General features: G+C 58.6%; 20 protein-coding genes. 12 read left to right on the plus strand and 8 right to left on the minus strand.

What is annotated here, in order from left to right:
• Positions 1-52: 52 nt before the first annotated feature.
• The 3 genes from AB5Y83_RS10675 to AB5Y83_RS10685 all read right to left on the minus strand — a co-directional run bounded on the left by AB5Y83_RS10675 (position 53) and on the right by AB5Y83_RS10685 (position 4,192).
• Positions 53-373 (minus strand): ComEA family DNA-binding protein, encoded by a 321-nt coding sequence (locus tag AB5Y83_RS10675; protein WP_107682607.1) that lies wholly within the window; start codon positions 371-373, stop codon positions 53-55.
• Between the two features lie 380 nt (positions 374-753).
• A complete protein-coding gene (gene pta / locus AB5Y83_RS10680) occupies positions 754-2,934 on the minus strand; it encodes a phosphate acetyltransferase (protein ID WP_041210398.1) in 2,181 nt (726 codons plus the stop codon).
• Between the two features lie 55 nt (positions 2,935-2,989).
• Complete coding sequence (locus tag AB5Y83_RS10685; protein ID WP_005349210.1) at positions 2,990-4,192, minus strand: acetate kinase; 1,203 nt, start codon at positions 4,190-4,192, stop codon at positions 2,990-2,992.
• Between the two features lie 304 nt (positions 4,193-4,496).
• Here AB5Y83_RS10685 and yfbV point away from each other — a divergent pair, with 304 nt between their 5' ends.
• On the plus strand, positions 4,497-4,937 hold the full coding sequence (gene yfbV / locus AB5Y83_RS10690) for a terminus macrodomain insulation protein YfbV (RefSeq protein WP_005339116.1): 441 nt from the start codon (positions 4,497-4,499) through the stop codon (positions 4,935-4,937).
• 60 nt (positions 4,938-4,997) lie between these two features.
• Here the strand turns inward: yfbV and AB5Y83_RS10695 are convergent, their stop codons facing one another.
• The 3 genes from AB5Y83_RS10695 to AB5Y83_RS10705 all read right to left on the minus strand — a co-directional run bounded on the left by AB5Y83_RS10695 (position 4,998) and on the right by AB5Y83_RS10705 (position 6,684).
• Positions 4,998-5,498, minus strand: a complete 501-nt coding sequence (locus tag AB5Y83_RS10695) for a YfbU family protein (RefSeq protein ID WP_005341125.1) — start codon at positions 5,496-5,498, stop codon at positions 4,998-5,000.
• A 163-nt stretch (positions 5,499-5,661) separates the two neighbouring features.
• Entirely contained in the window at positions 5,662-6,126 is a 465-nt protein-coding gene (gene bcp / locus AB5Y83_RS10700) for a thioredoxin-dependent thiol peroxidase (protein ID WP_005358255.1), read from the minus strand.
• Between the two features lie 24 nt (positions 6,127-6,150).
• Positions 6,151-6,684, minus strand: a complete 534-nt coding sequence (locus tag AB5Y83_RS10705; RefSeq protein WP_005349229.1) for a glycine cleavage system protein R — start codon at positions 6,682-6,684, stop codon at positions 6,151-6,153.
• Between the two features lie 205 nt (positions 6,685-6,889).
• On the opposite strand from AB5Y83_RS10705, the gene dapA reads away from it, so the two are divergent.
• The 3 genes from dapA (at position 6,890) to AB5Y83_RS10720 (ending at position 10,168) form a co-directional block, all read left to right on the plus strand.
• Positions 6,890-7,777, plus strand: a complete 888-nt coding sequence (dapA, locus tag AB5Y83_RS10710; protein WP_113740504.1) for a 4-hydroxy-tetrahydrodipicolinate synthase — start codon at positions 6,890-6,892, stop codon at positions 7,775-7,777.
• Complete coding sequence (gene bamC / locus AB5Y83_RS10715) at positions 7,770-8,897, plus strand: outer membrane protein assembly factor BamC (protein ID WP_368175140.1); 1,128 nt, start codon at positions 7,770-7,772, stop codon at positions 8,895-8,897. The genes dapA and bamC overlap by 8 nt, the downstream gene beginning before the upstream one ends.
• Before the next feature lie 167 nt (positions 8,898-9,064).
• Entirely contained in the window at positions 9,065-10,168 is a 1,104-nt protein-coding gene (locus AB5Y83_RS10720; protein WP_368175141.1) for a phosphoribosylaminoimidazolesuccinocarboxamide synthase, read from the plus strand.
• Positions 10,169-10,296: 128 nt separating this feature from the next.
• On the opposite strand, the gene AB5Y83_RS10725 is transcribed toward AB5Y83_RS10720, so the two are convergent.
• Positions 10,297-10,899, minus strand: coding sequence for a short chain dehydrogenase (locus AB5Y83_RS10725; RefSeq protein ID WP_021231956.1), 603 nt, complete (start codon positions 10,897-10,899; stop codon positions 10,297-10,299).
• A 97-nt stretch (positions 10,900-10,996) separates the two neighbouring features.
• On the opposite strand from AB5Y83_RS10725, the gene AB5Y83_RS10730 reads away from it, so the two are divergent.
• The 4 genes from AB5Y83_RS10730 to AB5Y83_RS10745 all read left to right on the plus strand — a co-directional run bounded on the left by AB5Y83_RS10730 (position 10,997) and on the right by AB5Y83_RS10745 (position 13,918).
• Positions 10,997-11,896 carry a LysR family transcriptional regulator gene (locus tag AB5Y83_RS10730; RefSeq protein WP_368175202.1) on the plus strand — a complete coding sequence of 300 codons (900 nt, stop codon included), beginning with the start codon at positions 10,997-10,999 and terminating at the stop codon, positions 11,894-11,896.
• Between the two features lie 71 nt (positions 11,897-11,967).
• Positions 11,968-12,609, plus strand: a complete 642-nt coding sequence (locus AB5Y83_RS10735) for a DUF2057 domain-containing protein (protein WP_368175142.1) — start codon at positions 11,968-11,970, stop codon at positions 12,607-12,609.
• Positions 12,610-12,683: 74 nt separating this feature from the next.
• On the plus strand, positions 12,684-13,130 hold the full coding sequence (locus tag AB5Y83_RS10740; RefSeq protein WP_368175143.1) for an HIT domain-containing protein: 447 nt from the start codon (positions 12,684-12,686) through the stop codon (positions 13,128-13,130).
• 89 nt (positions 13,131-13,219) lie between these two features.
• Positions 13,220-13,918: a DUF3334 family protein gene (locus AB5Y83_RS10745; protein WP_279488884.1), complete on the plus strand. Its 699-nt coding sequence runs from the start codon at positions 13,220-13,222 to the stop codon at positions 13,916-13,918.
• 67 nt (positions 13,919-13,985) lie between these two features.
• On the opposite strand, the gene AB5Y83_RS10750 is transcribed toward AB5Y83_RS10745, so the two are convergent.
• Positions 13,986-14,984: a DUF2860 family protein gene (locus tag AB5Y83_RS10750; protein WP_279488885.1), complete on the minus strand. Its 999-nt coding sequence runs from the start codon at positions 14,982-14,984 to the stop codon at positions 13,986-13,988.
• A 206-nt stretch (positions 14,985-15,190) separates the two neighbouring features.
• Between AB5Y83_RS10750 and arcB the strand changes: the two genes are divergently transcribed.
• From arcB to AB5Y83_RS10770, 4 genes are all read left to right on the plus strand, one after another.
• Positions 15,191-17,503 carry an aerobic respiration two-component sensor histidine kinase ArcB gene (arcB, locus tag AB5Y83_RS10755; protein ID WP_005339096.1) on the plus strand — a complete coding sequence of 771 codons (2,313 nt, stop codon included), beginning with the start codon at positions 15,191-15,193 and terminating at the stop codon, positions 17,501-17,503.
• A 51-nt stretch (positions 17,504-17,554) separates the two neighbouring features.
• Positions 17,555-18,919 (plus strand): dGTPase, encoded by a 1,365-nt coding sequence (gene dgt, locus AB5Y83_RS10760; RefSeq protein WP_368175144.1) that lies wholly within the window; start codon positions 17,555-17,557, stop codon positions 18,917-18,919.
• A 315-nt stretch (positions 18,920-19,234) separates the two neighbouring features.
• Positions 19,235-19,438: a hypothetical protein gene (locus AB5Y83_RS10765; RefSeq protein ID WP_005349248.1), complete on the plus strand. Its 204-nt coding sequence runs from the start codon at positions 19,235-19,237 to the stop codon at positions 19,436-19,438.
• A 274-nt stretch (positions 19,439-19,712) separates the two neighbouring features.
• The gene (locus AB5Y83_RS10770) at positions 19,713-21,689 is read left to right on the plus strand and encodes a methyl-accepting chemotaxis protein (protein ID WP_368175145.1); all 1,977 of its coding nucleotides are present in this window, start codon (positions 19,713-19,715) and stop codon (positions 21,687-21,689) included.
• Position 21,690: the final 1 nt, after the last annotated feature.

The following is a 21,690-nucleotide window of genomic DNA, read 5'->3' on the forward strand; positions in this document are numbered from 1 at the left end:
GAAAAATGGGGCAGCCACAGGCTACCCCATTCGTATATGCAGAGCTCGGACGTTATTTGACGATGATCATGTCACGGTTGGCTTCCAGCGTGGCCGGGCCAATGCCATTGACATCTGCCAGCTGATCGACCGAGGTGAACTTTCCCTGTTTTTCCCGATAGTCGACGATGGCTTGTGCCTTCTTGTCGCCAATCCCTTTCAGGCTGGTGAGTTCGGCAAGGGTGGCCGTATTGATGTTCAGCTTGCCGGTCTCCTTGGCGACCTCGGCTGTGGTTGTTTGCTTGGGTGCTGCCTTATCTGCGGCCAACACAGGTTGGCTGAACAGGGGCAAGCAGGCCAGCAGCATGATTGCAGAGAGCTTCTTCATCAGCATTTCCATTCCTCCATGATGTTGGATTTTGCCGAGTAGGCAGTTTGAGAAATAGCGTATCGAACGGGTCTTTTTTACTGCTATTTCTAACAGGTCAAATTCTCATGCCGATGGTGGCGGATTTGCTATAAGCGCTTAGCCATGAATGCCGCCGTATAGCCAACCTTATGATCTGGAATGTATTTCAGATGCGTCTTTGATTTGACGAGCAAACTTCTCCGAGATGCTCTGATCAAACCGTTGTGGAGGTGCCGTATGGAATTATTCTGCGCAACAAAGTGCGGATGGCATGTTTCACTGGTCTTCAAAGAGAGAACCAATAAAAAAGGCTGCTCACCTGGGATGAGCAGCCTTTGTGATCGGTTTTTTCAGGCTGATGCTGATTAAGCTTGTTCGTCAGCCTGGGCAGCCTGGATACCGGTCAGGGCGATGGTGTAGACGATGTCGTCAACCAGGGCGCCACGGGAGAGGTCGTTGACCGGCTTGCGCATGCCTTGCAGCATCGGGCCGATGGAGACCAGGTCAGCGGAACGCTGTACCGCTTTGTAAGTGGTGTTACCGGTGTTCAGGTCAGGGAAGACGAACACGGTGGCTTTACCGGCAACCGGTGAGTTCGGTGCCTTGGACTTGGCCACGTTCTCCATGATGGCCGCGTCGTACTGCAGCGGGCCGTCGATGATGAGGTCGGGGCGCTTGGCCTTGGCCAGCTCGGTCGCTTCACGCACTTTCTCTACATCGGCACCGGCACCAGAGGTACCGGTGGAGTAGGAGATCATGGCGACGCGCGGCTCGATGCCGAAAGCGGCAGCGGAGTCGGCGGACTGGATGGCGATCTCGGCCAGCTGCTCGGCAGTCGGATCCGGGTTGATCGCGCAGTCACCGTAGACCAGCACCTGGTCAGGCAGCAGCATGAAGAAGATGGAGGAGATCAGGGAAGAGCCCGGAGCGGTCTTGATGATCTGCATCGGCGGACGGATGGTGTTGGCAGTGGTGTGCACCGCGCCGGATACCAGGCCGTCAACTTCATTGCGTTCCAGCATCATGGTACCCAGTACCACGTTGTCTTCCAGCTGCTCGCGGGCAACCACTTCGGTCATGCCCTTGTTCTTGCGCAGCTCGACCAGACGCGGCACATAGCGCTCGCGTACAACGGCCGGATCGATGATCTCGACGCGATCGGTCAGAACTACACCCTGCTGCTCGGCAACACGACGGATCTCTTCCGGGTTACCCAGCAGCACCGGACGGGCAATGCCACGCTCGGCACAGATGGCGGCAGCCTTGATGGTGCGCGGCTCGTCGCCTTCCGGCAGCACGACACGCTTGTTGGCCTGACGGGCCAGCTCGGTCAGCTGATAACGGAATGCCGGCGGGCTCAGACGACGGGAACGGGTAGAGCTGATGGTCAGCGACTCGATCCAGTGTTTGTCGATGTGGCCAGCGACGTAGTCCTGTACCAGCTCGATACGCTCGCGGTCATCTTCCGGAATATCGACGTTGAAGTTCTGCAGGCTGACGGCGGTCTGCCAGGTGTTGGTACCGGTCATCATGATCGGCAGGCCGGTGGCCATGGCCTGTTGGCACAGCGCCATTACCTGCGGCTCCGGATGATAGTTACCGGTCAGTAGCAGGGCGCCCAGCTTGACGCCGTTCATGGCGGAGAGGCAGGCAGAGACGATGACGTCAGAGCGGTCGCCGGAGGTCACCAGCAGGCTGCCCGGACGGAAGTGCTCGACCATGTTGTGGATGGAGCGGGCACAGAAGGTCACGGTCTGCAGACGACGGCTGTCCAGCTCACCCTTGTGCAGGATCTTGGCAGCCAGATGCTTGGCGAGATCCTTGGCACGCGGGGCGATCAGCTGGGTGTTCCAGGGGATGCAACCGAGGATGCGCAGCGGGCTCTTGCCAAACACTTGCAGCACTTCCAGGTTGTGGGCGGCGTCGGAAGCGTGGTGATGGGCTTCGAACATCTCGGTCAGGTCAGGGCGGGTTACGCCATGCTCGTCAACCGGCGCACCAACCTTGTTGATCACGCAGCCAACGATACGGGGGTTGTTGACACCACCGAAGTTGGAGCAGGCCAGTTCGATGCGCTCTTTCAGCTTCTGGCTGGAGTCATGGCCAGGGTGGGTCACGAATACCATGTCGGCATCCAGCGCCTTGGCAACGTCGTAGTTCAGCTTGTTGGCAAAGGGCTGCTTGTCGGTCGGCACCATACCTTCGACAACCAGCACTTCGGCACCGCTGGATTTCACGTGCTCTTCGAAGCGGGCAACGATCTCTTCCAGCAGGATGTCGGTGTTGCTGGAGCTGATCATGTTCTCGGCGTAGGAGAGGGTGAAGGGCTCGGGCGGATTGATGTTGGCAGCAGCGCGGATAACGGCGGTTGAGCGCTCGGCACCGGTTTCACCCGGACGCGGCTGGGCAACCGGTTTGAAGAAGCTGACATTGACACCGTGACGCTCCATGGCGCGAACAACGCCCAGACTCACGGAAGTTACGCCGACACCAGTGCCGACCGGGATAAGCATAATAGTGCGTGCCACTTTATACCCCTTGTTCATTTTTTGGGATCAGGAAAAGGCCGCCCTGGTGGGCGGCCTCGAGTTACTGCGTCAATTAAGCGCCGACCAGTTCCAGCGCGTCGTGGGCGATAACCCACTCTTCGTTGGTCGGGATAACCAGGGCCTTGGTAGAACCAGCCTTGGTGATCTCGCCACCCTTGCCGAAACGAGCCTTCAGGTTGGCGTCGTGATCAACGTCAAAGCCCAGCAGACCCAGCTTGTTCAGGGTGATTTCACGGATCGGGGCGGAGTTTTCACCGATACCACCGGTGAAAACAACGGCGTCCAGACGACCGTCCATGGCGGCAGCGTAGGCGCCGATGTACTTGGCCAGGCGATAGCAGTAAACGTCCATAGCACGCTTGGCTTCTTCTTTGCTGTCGTAGTTGTCTTCAACAAAACGGCAGTCGGAGGTCACTTCGGTCAGACCCTGCAGGCCGGACTCTTTGGTCAGCATGGTGTTGATATCAGCAACGCTCATGCCCAGCTTGTCGTGCAGGAAGAAGATGATGGCCGGATCCAGATCACCGGAACGGGTACCCATCACCAGACCTTCCAGCGGAGTCAGGCCCATGGAGGTATCAACAGATTTGCCGTTCTTGATGGCGCAGACGGAACCGCCGTTGCCCAGGTGGCAGTTGATGATGTTCAGCTCTTCAACCGGCTTGTTCAGCTGCTTGGCAGCCTCCAGGCTGATGTAGTAGTGGCTGGTGCCGTGAGCGCCGTAGCGACGGATGCCGTTCTCTTTGTAGAGTTTGTACGGCAGGGCGTACAGGAAGGCTTCTTCCGGCATGGTCTGGTGGAACGCGGTATCGAATACGGCCACGTTCTTGTCAGCCAGCGCCGGGAATACTCGGCGAGCTTCACGGATACCGATCAGGTGAGCCGGGTTGTGCAGGGGTGCGTACGGAACAGCAGCTTCAATGCCGGCGATCACGTCTTCGCAGATGACAACGGAAGAGGTGAAGCGCTCGCCACCGTGAACAACACGGTGACCGATGGCGATCAGGTTCTTGGACAGTTCCGGATTGAGCGGCAGGATCTTGTTGACGATGAAGTCCAGCGCTTCCTGGTGAGCGGCACCCGCGCCCAGATCGGCACTGCCTTTCTCGCCATTCAGTTTCCACTTGATGCGGGCATCGTCGAGGTTGAAGCACTCGGCCAGGCCGGACAGCAGGTCATCACCGGTGGTTGCGTCAATGACGGCAAACTTCAGGGAAGAGCTGCCACAGTTAAGAACAAGAACCAGCTTACTCATGAATAAATCCTATCGCAGATTGGGTTGTGTAGGCGGATGCGTTGGACGCGGTGCGGCCAAAAACTTTCAACTTATCCTTATGAGGGTTGGCAATCTGTTGCTTGCCCCTTGTATAGTGATACAAGACCCGAAATCCAGACGTCCCTGACAGGTCAATAGCAAGAAGCTTTTGACGCAAAAATGGGCGTACAAAGGATAACCCGATTGTTGAAAAATAACAAAGTCATCCTCAACCTTTGTTACTTTGCATCAAATTTTGTCGAGGTTTTGCCGTTGGTACGTTCAAAAAGCGCTCGGAGGTAGTATGAGCATGAACATTTTTGGAACTAAGTTACAGCAAGGCCGCCATTATATGACGCTTTGGCCGCGCCGTCCCGAGCTCAATTCGATGTTTCCTGAAAATCGGGTGATCAAGGCGACCGAGTTCGCCCTCAAGGTGATCCCCGCGCTGGCGGTGCTGAGCGTGATGCTGCAGTTCCAGTTTGGCGAGCTGCACTACTGGCCCTCTGTCATCACCTCGGTGCTGTTTCTGCTCAGCTTGCCGCTGCAAGGCTACTACTGGCTCGGCCAGCGTGCCGACACCCGTTTACCTCCGTCGCTAGCGAGCTGGTATCGGGAGATCAACGGCAAGATGAACGAGCAGGGTGGCCGTCGTCAGCTGGTGTCACAACCGCGCTATGAAGAGCTGGCCGATACCCTCAAGGCCGCCTTCCAGCAGCTCGATAAATCCTTTCTCTACGAATAACCCGTTTCAGATGCAAAAAGGCGCCAGTGGCGCCTTTTTTGTTGCGGTCGGCGTGAGGGATCAGGCCGCCAGCACCTTGCGGATCTCCTGGATGGAGAGCTTGTACTGGCGGGGGCACTGACGCCACACCTGCAGCATCCGCTGGTACTTGTCGCGCATTGCGATGTCGCTGGAGAGCTCGTCGCACGGGCACTTGAGCTCGGGGAAGCGCTTGTCCACCTCCAGCAGGAAGCAGACGTAGTCAGCCAGCTCACGCTCCTGGCTGCGGCTGTAGCCGTTGAACTCCAGCCTACTGGCGTTGATCTCGCCCTGATCGGCTGCATCCAGATTGCCCCATGAGATGGCCAGTGCGTGGTGCAGCTCCAGGGTGTCGATCACCTCTTGGCAGGTCGCCAGATCCAGATGGCCGAAGCTCTTCTCCAACTCGAGGATCTGCAGGCAGTAGCCGCGCTCGATGATGGTGCTGGCGCGCTGGTAGACGTCCGCTTTCTCCGGATTGAGTTTCGCCAGAATTTCGTACTGGTTGCTCAGGATCAAACGCTCAGTGTTGCTCATGTTCATGGGATATCTCGCTGGAAGATGATTCTGGGGCCACGTTAACCCATATATAAAATGAATTTTTTGATCTGGGCGGGGGAGTTGGTGAGAAAAATCCGCTGGCAAGGGGCGGCTGAGCAGACGAAAAAGGCCTGCATGGCAGGCCTTTCAATGACGCAGGGGAGGGTTATCCCTTGAGGAAATCCAGTACCACCTGATGGTGATCGCTGGTTTTGAACTTGTCGAAGTGGTGGGCAATCTTGCCCTCTTCGTCGATCAGGAAGCTCTGGCGGTGAATGCCGTCATACTCCTTGCCCATAAATTTCTTCGGGCCCCAGACGCCAAAGGCATCGGCGACGGCGTGGTCTTCATCAGCCAGCAGGGTGAAGTTGAGCTGGTCCCGCTCTTCGAACTTTTTCAGCCGTTTGGCCGGATCAGGGCTGATGCCAAGCACCACCACATTGAGGGCGGCCAACTCGGCGTTCACATCGCGCAGGCTGCAGGCCTGGGTGGTGCAGCCGGGGGTCATCGCCTTGGGGTAGAAATAGACCAGCACCTTCTTGCCGCGCAGGCCAGCGAGGCTGACCTGATTGCCATTCTGGTCGGGCAGGGAGAAATCGGGGGCGGGGCTGCCAGCTTGTAGTGGTTGCATGGGGTCTCCTCGGGTAAAACGCCCTCAGGCGTGTTTGCGATTGACGATAAACTCGAACGATTCGGCACCCAGTTGACGACAGAATTCGGCGAAGGCGGTTTGCGAACCTTCCACTTCACCCTCTCTGGCCAGATTGAGCTGAAAACTGATCTTCAGCAGGTTGAACGGCTGCTGCTCCAAGGTCATGGATTGCATCGCCTGAATGTTCCAGCCATGTTCGCTGAAGAACTGGGTGCACTGGCTTACGATGCCGGGCTCGTCGCGGATCAACAGGTCGGCACTGGCGCGGACGTCATACTGCAGGGACTGGTGGCGTTCGGTGCGTTTCATCATGGTGATGAGATCCCACTCCTGGCTGCGCAGGGGCAGGCTGATTTCGAGTTGCATCATGCTGTTCCAGTCGCCCGAGAGCAGCATGATAAAGGTAAATTCATTGCCGAAGATGCCAAGGCGGCTGTCCACAATGTTGCAACCACAGCCACTGACGTGGCGGGTCACTTCATTGACGATGCCAGGCCTGTCCGTGCCGATGGCCGTTACGACCAGGTAGTGAGTCATAAATCTTCTCTCGTCCGTTATTTCGTTGCGAAAGCCGCGCTGGCAAGCCAACCCTCCGGCCCTGATGACCACTCCCTGAGGGACGCTGCCGACTTTCGTCCATTACTTTTTGTTCCGGATGGTATCACGGCTTGCCCCCTCTCTCCCTTGTTTTTCAAAGGGGTCAGCTTTACCATTACGCCCCTGAAAATCGGGAGAAAAGTCCATGTTACGCGGTAGTATTGTTGCGCTCGTTACCCCCATGCTGGCTTCAGGTGAAGTCGATTGGGCCAGTCTGGCCAAACTGGTCGACTATCATGTCAGCGCCGGGACCAGCGCCATTGTTGCGGTGGGTACCACAGGGGAATCGGTGACCCTGAGCGAGCAGGAGCATATCGCCGTCGTTGAAAAGACCGTTGAGTATGCCGCCGGACGCATTCCCGTCATCGCCGGTTGCGGCTCCAACAATACTGCCCATGCCATTGAATTGACCAAACGACTGGCCAAAACCGGCGTGGTGGCAGGCCTCTCGGTGACTCCTTACTACAACAAGCCCACTCAGGAAGGTCTCTATCGCCACTATTGTGCGATCGCCGAGGCTAGTGGTCTGCCCCAAATTCTTTATAATGTGCCCGGTCGCACCTGTTGCGATCTCAAACCGGAGACCGTGGCCCGTCTGGCCAAGGTTCCCGGCATTATCGGTTTGAAAGAGGCAACCGGCGATTTGAGCCGCACCCCGCTGCTGCGCGAGCTGTGCGGGCCGGAGTTTGCCCTTTACAGTGGCGACGATGCCACTGGTTGTGATTTTATGCTGCAAGGTGGCGATGGCGTGATTTCTGTCACCACCAATATTGCAGCGGCCCAGATGGCCGACATGTGTCGTGCTGCGCTGGCCGGTGATGCCGGGCAGGCGCATGACATCAACAATCTCTTGATGCCGTTGCACAAGACTCTGTTCTGCGAACCGAGCCCCACCCCGGTGAAATGGGCCTGTGCCCAACTGGGGTTGATTGCAACAGCCACCTTGCGCCTGCCGCTGGTTGACCTCACCCCCGAGGGCGAACAGCTGATGGCGCGAGCACTGACCACAGCGGAGTTGATGGCGAGTGTTTAAATCTAATGGAAAGGGAAATAGAGCCCGTCTGGTGCTGAGCGTTGCGACTGTGGCCGTCTTGGCCGGTTGCAGCACCCCCCAGGATCGCAAAATGGCCAACCGCGACTTCGGTTATGAAGATGCCCGCCTCGAGGGCCGCGCGTTCTTGATCCCCGCAGGATTGAGTGCCCCCACCTTCAACAGCCAGTACGACATCCCGCCGCTTCCCGAGAGCAGCCGTGAAGGTGCCCTCGGCGCCCAGGTCGATGTGCGCCCACCCGCCCAACTGCTGACCGTGGTACCGGGCAGTCAGGTGGTGCAGAGTGCAACCGAACCGACCGTTGCCTTCTATGCCCTGAGCACCAGCCAGAGCGTGGAGCGCGATACCTGGTCGTTCCTGATGAACTTCCTGGCCAAATACAAGGTCACCACCGAGAAGCTGGATCAGCAGGATGGCGTATTGCAGACCGGCTGGTTTGACAACACGGTCGCTCTCGATGGCTGGGGTGAAGATGACGAAGATTTCAAAATCCGTCAGCGTTACCAGTTCACCGTTCGCAACGACGCCCAGCGCCACGCCGTCAACATGTCGGTCCGTGTACTGGATCACGAAGAGACCATCGACGGTGAGACCAGCAACAAGCTGACCCCTGCCGATGCTCAGCGCTATGCCGCGCGAGTGCTGAACCAGTTCTCGCTCTATTACGACAGCCAGCTGAAAGCCCGCGAGCAGCACAAGTTCAACGATGGCATGGGTCTGCAACTGGGTCTGGACAACAACGAGCTGAGCGCCTGGATTGCCGAAGGCTCCTTTGATCAGGTGTGGCGTCGCCTTAATCAGGTACTGCCCGCTTATGGTTTCACCATCAAGGATACCCAGCAGTCACTGGGCTGGATCGACGTCGAGTACGAAGAGCCGGGTGCCGAGTTCTGGAAGGCGAAAGGGAGCGAGCCGTTCAAACTGGAGGAGGAGAAATACCGCTTCCAGCTTGGCGAAATGGCGGGAGGCAAGACTTCCATCACCCTGTTCGACAAGGACAAGAAGCCGGTATCGTCCGGGATTATCTCCCAGATGTATATCAGCCTGTCCGAGGCGTTCGCCAAGGGGCTGGCCGATCAGGCAGCAGCAAAAGCAGAATAAATACAGGGGCCTTGTGCCCCTGTTTTGTTATCAAAATCCCCCTGAAAACGCGGGGATTCCGAGCGGTTTTCGATGATGCGAGCCCCCTTGCCAGCCCGTTGCAAACAGAGCGCGCAGGTGAGTAACTCGCGATGTTTACCCCCCACAAACAGGAAGTGTTATTAGCCATGAGTCTTGCAGATCAAGTATTGGCGGTGAATGACGATTTGCCGATCCGTACCGATAAACCTGTCCATTCCGGCAAAGTGCGCAGCGTCTACTGGTTGACCCCCGAAGACAGTGCCCGGCTCATAAAAGAGAAAGGCTATGATGTGCCGGCCGATGCGCCCCTCGCCCTCATGGTGATCAGCGATCGCATCTCGGCCTTCGATTGCATCTGGCAAGGTGAGGATGGCCTGAACGGCGTACCGGGCAAAGGGGCGGCGCTCAACGCCATCTCCAGCCACTGGTTCAAGCTGTTCAAGGAGAAGGGACTGGCCGACAGCCACATTCTGGATATTCCGCACCCCTTCGTCTGGATCGTGCAAAAAGCCCGTCCGGTGATGATCGAGGCGATTGCCCGCCAGTACATCACCGGCTCCATGTGGCGTGCCTACAAGGATGGCGAGCGCGAGTTCTGCGGCATCACCCTGCCGGAAGGGCTGAAAAAGGATCAGAAACTGCCGGAGATCCTCATCACTCCCTCCACCAAGGGCGTGCTGACAGGGCTGGATGGCGTGCCGGAAGCCGATGACGTCAACGTCTCCCGTGCCGATATCGAGCGCCATTATAAGGGCTTTAACTTCAGCAAACCGGCCGACATCGACCGCTACGAAGTGCTGCTCAAAGAGGGCTTCAACGTCATCAGCGACGCGCTGGCCGGGCTGGATCAGATCTTCGTCGATACCAAGTTCGAGTTTGGTTACGTCCACGATGCGGCAGGCAACGAGAAGCTGATCTACATGGATGAAGTGGGCACCCCCGACAGCTCCCGTATCTGGGATGGCGCGGCCCTGCGCGACGGTCAGATTGTCGAGAAGTCCAAAGAGGGTTTCCGTCAGTGGCTGCTCAACCACTTCCCGGATCCGGACATCCTGCTCAACAAGAACCGCATGCCGGAACGTTTTGCCCTGGCCCGCGACAACAAGCTGCCGACCGAAGTGATGATGGATATCTCCAACACCTATGTCGGGATCGCAGAGAAGATCATCGGCCACAAGCTGGCGCGTTCTGCCAATCCCAAGCAGGAGATCATCGAGGTGCTGCGCGATCAGTACGGTCTGATCGACTAAGGGTTGCTCTCTTTTTTTGTCGTCAACAAACAAACGTTTGCTGATAGCGAAGGAGATAGGCAGAGAAACAGACGGGCCCCGCTACGGGGCCCGTTTTTATTGCTGGTCTGGCGGCAAGCGAGCGGCGATCAGCCGTTGACCCTGAACACCTGACCTGTCTGAATGCCCAACACCGACTTCTTGTAAGCCTGCGCCACCTTGGCGGCTGGCACCGGCACGAACCCCGGGAAGAAGTCGGCGTATTTGTCCATCGACTCCGCCAGCACGGTCGGGCTTACCACGTTGATGCGAAGGCCTCTGGGTAGTTCGCAGGCGGCCGCTTTCACAAAGTGATCGATGGCGCCGTTGACGGTGCTGGCGCTCACCCCCCAGTTGATCGGCTCCTCGCTTAGAATACCGCTGATCAAAGTGATGGAACCCTTGTCAGTTAGATAGGGAATGGCGGCTCGGGTCAGGTTGATCTGGCCCATCAGCTTGCTCTCCAGTCCCACCTGCCACTGCTCGTCGGTCATCTCGGTCAGGCCGTTGAAGGCCACGCTGCCGCTGGCGACAACCAGTGCATCAAACTGGCCCACTTGGGCAAACAGCGCCTTGATGGAGGCGGGATCGCGCATGTCGACCGTGGCATCGCCACGGCTGTGGCCGACCCGGATCACCTGATGATCTTTGGCAAGCAGTTCACTGACCGCGGAGCCGACGGTGCCGGAGGCACCCACAATCACAATTTTCATCTGCATCACTCCTGGTTGGGATGTATCGATTCTAGCGCAACAGAAAATGCGAAAAAGCGCGTAAAATAAACCCATTGTTTCCATATTGGAGCTAATGATGGATATCGCCCATCTGGCCAGCTTTTATGAGGTGGTGCTGCGCGGCAGTTTCTCGGCTGCGGCCGATACGCTGGGGGTCAGCAAGGGGATGCTGAGTCGCCACGTCAGCGCGCTAGAGTCCTCCCTCAATGCGCAACTGTTGCAGCGCACCACCCGCCGCCTCAGTCTGACCGAGGCGGGCAAGACCCTCTACCAGCAGGCGGGGGAGATCTTCGCGCTGGCTCGGCAGGCGGAGCAGGATATTCAGGCGCTGACCGAAGAGGATGGCGGTCGCCTGCGCTTTACCTGCCCGGTCAGCACCGGCGATCGGATGGTGAGCGAGCTGCTGACCAGCTTTGCCACGCTCTGCCCGGGAGTGGAGGTGGAACTCAATTTCACCAACCAGATGGTCGACATGAGTCAGGGGGAGAACGACATCGCCCTGCGCGCCATGAACGAGGTGCCGGACAATCTGGTGGCCCTGCCGCTGGGGCGGCTCAAGGATGTGGTGGTGGCCAGCCCCGCGCTTGTAGCGCGGGAGGGGCGTCCCGCCACTCCCTATGAGCTGAGCGGGCGCAACTGTCTGTTGCAGGGGCACAATCCGGCCTGGGAGCAGTGGCACTTTATCCGTGAGGGGGAGGAGGCCCACATTCTGGTGCAGGGCAAGGTGCGGGCCAACCACTACAGTACCGTGTTGCAACTGGCGCGCGCCGGTATGGGCTATGCCAAGTGCCCGCTGATGCTGGTGGAATCGCAGCTGACGGCGGGGGAGCTGGTGACCGTGCTAGATGAGTGGCAGAGCGGGCTGCATCAGCTCCATGTGCTGCATGCCCAGCAGCGACGGGTGCCACGCAAGATCCGGTTGTTCAAGCAGGTGCTGGCCCAGTGGTTTGCCGAGCGACCCCACTACCTGCTCTGAGCGGCGTTATTTTTCTGTCATCTTCGGCTGCTACCCTGCGCCCATCATCGGCATCAGGAAGATCAGCGGGAATGAAGAGTAATAGAGGGTTGACCGGTTTTGTACTGCTCTGTGCAGTGTTGGGGGCCGGCAGTGTACAGGCCATGGTGGAAGTGAAGGTGCCGGAGAATTTCCGCATCCTCGCGGTGAGCAACGGTACCTTGCAGGATGAGCAGCATGCCACCCTGGCGGATGGCGAGCAGCAACTGCTGGTGCGCTTCGAGGGGGTGATCCCCAGTCGCAGCAGCAGCGAGAATGATCGGCAGGTACGCTCCGAGCCGCAGGTGGTGCGCTATCAGGGCAGCAATCAGCATTTGCAGCTGACGGCCAGCGTACCGGGAGACGAGCGGGGGATGCAGGCGTATGCCAAGGCTCCTGTGGTGGCGTTGCAGGAGAATGGCCGCGCGCTTGCCATCCAGCGGGACGCGCTGGTGACCAGCGGCATGCTGCTTGGGGTGGATTGGAACGGGAAACTGGCTGAATACAACCGCAGCGGCGGCAAGGCGGCGCTGACGGCTGGCGCCGTTGCTACGCAGCCAACTGCCACGATCGCCAGCGGGGCGCAACCCGTTGTGGCTGCCAGCGAGCTGGAAGGGCAGTTGCAGCAGTTGTTCCTCCAGGCCGATCCTGCCTTGCGCAAGCGCTTTATCGGTTGGGCCGTCCCACAGCTTTAAGTTTTCTGCCCGTTGCAGTAACGTGGACACTCCTTTTTTCAGGCGCTCTGTTCATCGTACTCAACGAGGTTTTCATGTTTGAATTGCATTCACGCCTGCAGGCAGATACCCGGTGGCTCGGGGATCTGCCCCTCTGCCGTGTCTTGCTGGCAAAAGACAGCCAGTATCCCTGGCTGATCCTGGTACCGCGAGTACCCAACCTGCGGGAAATTCACCATCTGGCGCCGGAGCAGCAGCAACAGCTGATGCAGGAGTCCTGCGCCGTCGCCGCCCTGATGGAGCAGGCCCTCAGCCCGGACAAGATCAACATAGGTGCGCTGGGCAATCTGGTGCCGCAACTCCATCTTCACCATGTCGCCCGCTTTGCAACGGATCGTGCCTGGCCCGGTCCCATCTGGGGCGCTCATCCGGTCGTGCCTTACGAGCCACAAGTTTTGGCACAGCAGGCCGATATATGGCGTGCCCGGCTCGCCAAGCTGAGCGGTTTCACCCCTGTGGCTGCTGATAACGGAGTCAACTGAGAGGCGTGTCGCTATTTCAGTCTCCGGGCCGCGCCATCTGTTAGAGTTATGGTATAGATAAGCCCATTTTCGATGTTCAGGAAGGTCCCATGATAGTGACAAGATCCGATGACGATGCCGTATTGACCACAGAGGATGTGCTGCTCAGCCTGTGCAACTCGGTGACGGACGTTTTGAGTGCCGCGACCATGAGTCAGGTGCGGTTTTCCGGCATGGTGCAGCGGATCAGCAAGACCTGCCTAAAACCGGATATCGGCTGCTTCGTGCTGTTCGATGGCGGTTTTTCCGGTCTGGTGGTGATCAACTTCTCCGCCGCTGCCGCCATGGAGCTGTACGAGAGTTACATGCTCAGCATGGGACTCTCCAAGGAGGATCTCGCCATCTCCCACACCTCTGACGAGGTGAGCAACGTGATGGGCGAGCTGATGAACCAGATCGTCGGCAGCTTCACCGTCAAGGTGGGCCGGGATCTGCAGACCCACATCACCCAGAACCAGCCGAAGATGCTGGCGCTAAACAAGCAGGTGATGCTGAGTGTCGATACCAATCTCGACAGCCCGGAGTCCCGCCGCGTCACCTTCTTCACCGCCCGCAACAATATCTTCTATCTGGAGCTGGCGATGGACAAAACCGAGTTCATCCGCATCCACAATGAGGGGATGGAGCATGAAGAGCTGGATCCCGATGCGCTGATCGCCCAGGCCAAGCAGGATGCCGCCAAGCCGGCTCAGGCTGCGGCCCCGGTCGGCAACGATCACGACGATCTGCTCGACTCTCTGGGTATCTGAGGCAAACGCCGGATAGCAACAAGGCCACCTTCGGGTGGCCTTGTTGTATCGGTGCGCACAACTGTCGTTAGAAGTTGTAGAGCAGACCGGTGTTGAACACCATGGATTCGGAGTCGTAGAAGTTGATGTCGGAATCGGACTTGGCGTAGCCAGCGGTAAAGGTTGCGGAGAGCGGCGCGATACCGAACAGGCGGTGCCAGAAGAAGGTACCGGTCAGGGCAAACTCGTCGGAGTCGGCGTTTTGGCCAAAGATCGGGTTGGCCTCATCATATTTGGTCTGGCCCAGATAGGCGTTGCTGACGAAAGACCACTGGGAAGCGCGCATGCCGTAGGTTAACTGGAGGCCGTTGCTCTTGTAGCTTTGGGCGCTGCCATCCAGATCAGCTTGGCGGTAGATAAAGGCTGGCTCCAGCATCTGACCGGGTGCCAGCTGCCATTTGTAGGAGAGGTCGAGGGCGTGGATCTTGCCGTTGCGATCCAGCTTGGCTGCATAGTTTGTCTGGTTATCCTTATCGTATTGCTGACCGCTGCGCTCCTCATCCACCTCGATGTTGCGGGTGGTCAGGCTGCCATTGAAGTTACTACCCCAGATGCTGTCCCAGGCGAAGCGAACCCCTTTTGACTTGATATCGGTCGACTGGCGATCAACGCCTACGGCGAAGGGATCGCTCCACTGCTCGGTCGGCATGGCATTAAAGACCACGGAGCCAGCTACGATGCCCTTGTCGCTCATCTCCTGACGGATACCGAGCTGCTGGGTGAAGTCGAAACGGATGGCATCCTGGATCAGGTTACCGAGGAAGACCTGGGTGCGGGTATCGGCAAAGGTGTAGCGGATATCGGCGTTGAGCAGCGGGGCAACGGCGGAGCTGCTCTCGGCACTGCCCAGTCCGCTCAGGCGGCGGTTTTCATCATCACCGCTATAAAAATTCGATTCGTAATTGATGACACTGACCCCGCCGAGCAGGAAACCGGACCAGCCAGACTCCTTGGGAATTTCACCCAAATCAGCATAAGCACTATTTGCGACCAGCAGGCCCAGGCCCAGCAAGGTGGTGTTGCGCATCGGATAACTCCTAAATTAAATGGTGGTGAATTTTTTCGGCCGGTGAGTATAAAGAAAAAACCTTAATGGCAACTGACTCAATATTGCCAATTATCCTAACCCACTCATTTCATTCGGCGAATCGTTAATTAATTGTGCGAGATTAAGAAGAGTTCACTCGGTTGTGCTGGTATTCTGTACCGCGAATATCGGGGGAAAACAATAAGATGAAACAGATTAAATCCTGGGCGCAATATTATGTCGATCTGATGACCAAGCTGGGACTGGTGCGCTTTAGCATGTTCCTGGCGGCGGGCATTATCGTGCTGGCGGTCGCCATCCAGATGGGGGTGACCCTGTTCCTGCGCGGCAACATCGATGTGATCGACTTCGTTCGCTCGGTCTTCTTTGGCCTGCTGGTGACCCCCTGGGCGGTCTATTTTCTCTCCATCGTGGTGGATCAGCTGGAGGATTCCCGTCAGCGACTGAGCCGGATGGTGCGCAAGCTGCAAGATATGCGCGAGCGGGATCTGGAGCTCAATACCCAGCTGCAGGAAAACATCAGCCGCCTCAACGCCCAGATTGCCGAGACCAACCGGGCCGAGAGCCTGCGTCTGCAGGCCATCGAGGATCTCGAGAACGAGGTTTTCCAGCGGGAGAAAGCCCAGCTTCATCTGGGGGAGCGCACCGCTCTGCTACGCTCCTTTATCGACTGCTCTCCCGATCTGGTCTACTACCGCAACGAGGATGAGCAGTTCTCCGGCTGCAACCGCGCCATGGAAGAGCTGACCGGCAAGGTGGAGGCCGAGCTGATCGGTCTGACCCCGTTCGATGTCTACAAGCAGGAGATTGCCAACAAGGTGGTGGAGACCGACAAGCAGGTTTTTGCCAGCAACGAGCCGCTCACCTACGAGCAGTGGCTGGAGTATCCCGATGGCCGTAAAGCCTACTTCGAGCTGCGCAAGGTGCCCTTCTTCGACCGCTTCGGCAAGCGACTCGGCCTGCTCGGCTTTGGCCGTGACATCACCGAGCGCAAGCAGTATCAGGACAAGCTGGAGAAGGCGAGCCGCGACAAGACCACCTTCATCTCCACCATCAGCCACGAGCTGCGTACTCCACTCAACGGCATCGTGGGCTTAAGCCGGATGCTGATGGATACCCCCCTCGATCCCAAGCAGCACCAGCAGCTCAAGACCATTCACCTGAGTGCGGTGACCCTTGGCAATATCTTCAACGACATCATTGACTTGGACAAACTGGATCGCCGTCGTCTCGAAATTGCGCCGACCCGTATCGATCTGCCCGCCTTCCTCGACGAGCTGGAGACCCTGTCGCGCATTCAGGCGGAGCAGAAGGGGCTCTATCTCCATTTCGATCGCGATGGCGACATGCCGCAATTCGTGATGGCTGATGGCACCCGCCTGCGTCAGGTGCTGTGGAATCTGGTGGGCAACGCGGTCAAGTTTACCGATGAGGGGGGCGTCACCGTGCGTTGCCTATCCCATCCCGCCGACGAGCCGGGCAAGCTGGCCCTGCACTTCGAGGTGGAGGATACCGGTATCGGTATCCCGCGCGCCCAGCAGGAGAAGATCTTCGCCATGTACTATCAGGTGCAGGGCAAGAAGCACGCCACCGGCACCGGCATTGGCCTCGCGGTCTCTCGTCAGCTGGTGCAGGCGATGGGGGGGCAACTCTATGTGGACAGCGATCCGGGCGAAGGCTCCTGCTTTACCGCCGAATTGGAAGTGGCTTGCGCCGAGCCCGTGTTGCCAGAGCAGGAGGAGGAGATGCCTTCCCTCGATATCCTGCTGGTGGAGGATGTGGAGCTCAACGTGACGGTGGCCTGCGCCCTGCTGGGCAAGCTGGGTCATCAGGTGCAGGTGGCACGGGACGGCACCCAGGCGTTGGCGATGGCCAACCCAGATGATTTCGACCTCATTTTGCTCGATATCCAGCTGCCGGACATGACCGGCTTCGATGTGGCGAAAACCCTGCTGGAGCGTTATGGCGACAGCCTGCCACCCATGGTGGCACTCACCGCCAACTCTACCGGCGATCGCCAGTACTACCGGGATCACGGCATGCAGGATGTGATCAACAAGCCGCTTGGCTCCAAAGCGGTGCGGGAGGTGATTGGTCACCTGTTTGCCGATCTGGCCGAGGATGAAGCGGACGAGCAAGCAGATGCGGGCAATCAGGATGCCCTGCTGGATATCCCCTTCCTCACCGATTACGCCGATACCGTGGGTAAACCGGTGCTGCTCTCCAGCGTTGATCTGTTCGAGAAGATGATGCCAGACTACATGGCAGTGCTTGACTCCAACATGATTGCCAAGGATCAAGCGGGGGTGGTGGAAGAGGCTCACAAGATCAAGGGTGCCGCGGGCTCTATCGGTTTGCGCCGATTGCAGCAGACGGCCCAGCTGATCCAGAGCCCGGATCACCCCGCCTGGTGGGAAAACGTGGAAGACTGGATTGAGACGCTGCGCCGGGAATATCCGGGCGATATCGCCCGTCTGCGGCGCTGGTTGCTGTCTTGAGGCTGGAGGTTGTCTTGAGTCGGATGGAAGTTGCTGGCAAGGAGCTGCAAGATGTATAGCCGTTTGATTACCCCTGCGCGCATCCACCCCTGGGGGGACGAGGATTTGCTGGAGGCGACCGAGCAGGATCGCGCCCGTATCGTGCAGGCGGCGCCGGTGCGCCGGTTGCAGCAGAAGACCCAGGTCTTTCCGCTCGATGTGAAGGCCTCGGTGCGCAGTCGCCTCACCCACTCGCTGGAGGTGCAGGAGACCGGTCGCCAGATCAGCCGCCGTATTCTGGCCGCCTTGCCAGCCGGGATGGTCTGCGAAGGGGCCTTTATCAATCTGGTGGAGATGTCCTGCCTGCTTCATGACGTGGGCAACCCGCCGTTTGGCCACTTTGGTGAGCAGGTGATGAGTCAGTGGCTCGGCGAGATGCTGGATCCCCTCTATCAGCAGGCGCTGGCGCAGCCCCCCTCGACCCAGTGGGCTGAGCTGCGTCAGGATCTGCAACTGTTTGATGGCAACGCCCAGAGCTTGCGGCTGGTGCACAGTCTGCACGAGCTCAATCTGACGCTTGGGCAGCTGGCGGCACTCTGCAAATACCCGCAGCAGCCGCAACCCGGTGTGAGTTACGGCCAGCATCATGGCTGGAGCAGCAAACGGGGCATCTTCTTCAGTGAGCAGCCGCTCTACCGCGCCCTCGGTCAGAGCCTGGGATTGGCCCCCGGCTGCCGTCATCCGCTGGTCTACATCATGGAGGCGGCCGATGACATCTCCTACTGCATCGCCGATCTGGAAGATGCGGTAGACCGGCGGATCCTGACTCAGGGTGAACTGCTGGCTGCGCTACGAGCTGCTGACCAGAGTGACTACATGGGCACCTTGCTGGATGACGCGCTTGCCAGTGGGCGGGGCTTTTTCCCCCATTTTCGCCAGCAGCTGACCCGGGATCTGGTAGCGTTGGCGGCGCAGAGCTATGTCAGCGAACATCAGGCCATTTTGCAGGGATCCTATCCGCAAGCGCTGCTGCACGGTCAGGCGCCGGCGGCGCGGGTGCTCGATATCCTCAAGCAGGTGGCCCGCGAGCTGGTCTTTATGCGCCCCGAGGTGGAAGCGCTTGAGCTGGAGGGGTATGCGGCGCTGCGCGGGGTGCTGACCAGTTATGCCTGCCTGTTGGCGCTGCCAGCACCACAGTTTGCCCGTCTGCTGGCCGGGGAGGGGAGTCAGGCGCTGTTCTTTGCGCGCCGCCTCTATCACCGTCTCTCGGCCCGCCATCTCAAGGCCTATCGATTGGCGATCGCCACCCCGGATCCGCGCTTTGCCTGCCAGAACGAGCAGGAGTGGTATTACCGGGTGCGGCTGCTGCTCGATTATGTCAGCGGCATGACGGATACCTATGTACTGGAAGAGTACCGGCTACTCTCGGGGATCTGATGCCCCAGGCTCCCTGTCGGGCAGCATAAAATGCCGTAAAAACGTTTAAAAAGGAGTCGCAAGAGGCTTGTTTTAAATTCGGATATTTTTTAGACTTCTGCAACCTGTTCAACTTTTATCCGGTAAGGAGACGAAAATGCAACATCTGATGCTCAATATTGCATTCTCTCGCGGCACTGCGTGCGGCGTGAAATCTCGTGCTCTTTTACCGCGTGGCGTAAACAGGTAACCCCTGTCTTTTTATCACCCGCGGTTCGTCCCGCAGGGTGATATCCACTTTCTCCGGGAGAACCGCATGTTCAACTGGAGAATGTCATGTCTATCGAACTGGTTTTACTGCGCAGTGTTGAATCCCTGGTCCAGAGAAGGATTGCCCGGGTCGAGCGTCGTCTCGTGCAGGTCAATCTGTCGCCCGCCCTGCTCAGGGATATCGGGCTGGAAGGATATCAGGGTCAAATCGCCCTCGTTCGCGAGCGGGAGTATCAAACCGGCTTCCGCCTCGGGAATCGAATAACCTGATGAAAGGGGCTTGTATGGCCCCTTTCTTGGCATTGATGGCAGACTCCGGTCTGCCATTTTTGTTTGGTCCCCTGAGGGTCAGGCAAGTATAAACGTTGAGGTTGGATTGCTGTGCCGTAGCTCTATGCTCGGCGATCTGTCCATGTTGTTGTGGGCCGTCAAGTCATTACGCAGTGAATTGGCTAATTGGCACCGGACTTGGCAAGATAGATTGCCTACACTGATATCTATCTGATTCTGTTGGCTGGATCCCTCCGTTTGAACAAGGATGTTCATGAAAATCTCAAGCAAGTTGCTGCTCAGCTTCGGTTTTATCAACCTGCTGATCCTGCTCTCTTCCACGCTGGTCTATTACCGGCTGACCCAGATCAATCAGGCCCAACACACCCTGCTGGAGCAGGCGCTGCCCGCTTTGCAGCGGGATGAGGCGAGCCAGAAGGCGCTGGTTGCCACCGTTTCTGCCTTACGTGGCTATCTGATCCTCGGCAAGGATCCGGCTCAGGCTTCCCGCCTCAAGCAGGAGTGGGAGTCGGCCTGGCAGGCCATCGCCCATCAGGCCTTCAGTCCGGCGCTCGCCAAGTCTCTCGAGACCTTCAAAAGCCATCAGGAGAAGGTGTGGACCATCGCCCAGAGTGAAGAGAATCTGCCCGCTCACACCCTGATGCTGCAGGAGGCGGGTCCGCTGGCGGAGGCTGCGCTCGATCAGCTGCAATCCTTTGCCAATGAAGAAGTTGGCACCCCGCAGGATCAACTCTCCGGCGATCGCCGCATGCTGCTCAAGCAGGTGGGAGATGCCTACAACAGCCTCGCCAATTCCCTCTCCGCATTGCGGGATTTTCTCATCTCAGGCGATCCCGAATACCGCAGCAAGTATCAGGATTACTACCAGTTTCACCAGCAGCGGGTGGCTGAGGTGAAGCAACAAGCCGCGCTCTTTACCGACACGCAGCAGAGCCTCTGGCAGCTGTTTGAAGAGATGGCGACCCCCTTCTCCGAGCTGGTGGGGCAGGTGATCGAGAAACGCCAGGCGCCGGATTGGGATCAGGCAAACTACCTGATGGCCACCGACATCGAGCCGATGCAGTCCAGCCTCAGCGAGCAGCTGGTCCAGCAGGTGGGGAAAACCCGTGCCGAGGTGGATCAGATTTCGGCGCAGATGACAGGAGCCGGGAGGGCTATTAACCAGACTCTGCTGTTGGCTACCGGCAGCGCCATCGTGCTTGGTATGGTGGTCGCATGGCTCTTTAGTCGCCGTCTGACCCGTGACATTGCCTGTCTGGTGAACCGGGCGGGGCAGGTTGCAGATGGTCGGCTGGCGGCCGAGCCCTTGCCAATCACAGGGCAGGATGAGTTGGGAGACTTGACTGGTTCCATCAACCGGATGTCTGCCCAGTTACATCATCTGGTCGGGGAGTTGCAGGGCGCAGTGGGGCAGGTCGAGGTGGCCTGTCTCGATGTGGGCAGCACCACCAGAGCCATAGTGGCGGATCTGACGGAGCAGGATCTGCGGGTCGATGCGGTGGCGGCGGCTATCGATCAGATGTCAGTGAGTGCTCGTGATGTGGCTGGCAACATTGCCGGTGTGGCGGATGGAGCCCATCAAGTGCGGCAGCAGACCCGTCAGGGAGAGGCCGCGCTGGCACGAATGAGCGATACCATGCAGCAGATTGCCGCCATGATTGGACAGGCCAACGAAGCCATGGGGCTGCTGGAGCATCAGAGTGAACAGGTGGGGCAGATCACCGAGGTGATCGCCACCATTGCGGAGCAGACCAATCTGCTGGCACTCAATGCGGCGATAGAAGCGGCGCGGGCAGGCGAGCAGGGGCGTGGTTTTGCGGTGGTGGCCGATGAGGTTCGCCAGCTGGCGACCCGCACCCATCAATCCACCGCCGAGATCAGCCAGACTATTGCGGCCATCTCCCAGCAGACTCGCCAGACGGTGAGTACCGTCAGCAGCGGTACCCGGTTGGTAGAGCAAGGCCGGGATGCTGTTGGATTGGTGACAGATACCCTGAGTGCCATGAACGAGCTGGTGCAGTCGCTGTCGGGCCAGCTGGAGGCCATTTCGGTGGCAACCGAGCAGCAGTCGCGGGTGGCCGCCGAGGTATCCGGGACGGTCGACGACATTGCCGCGCTCAGTCGGCAATCCTGTCAGCGTAGTCAGCAGGGGGAGGAGATCGTAGCCAGACTGGCTGGCGATACCGGCAAGCTGCAGGCGGTCATCGCCCGCTTTGATCTTGATGCGTGAG

The organism is Aeromonas sp. R5-4, assembly GCF_040908215.1.
Taxonomy (GTDB): Bacteria; Pseudomonadota; Gammaproteobacteria; order Enterobacterales; family Aeromonadaceae; genus Aeromonas; species Aeromonas veronii.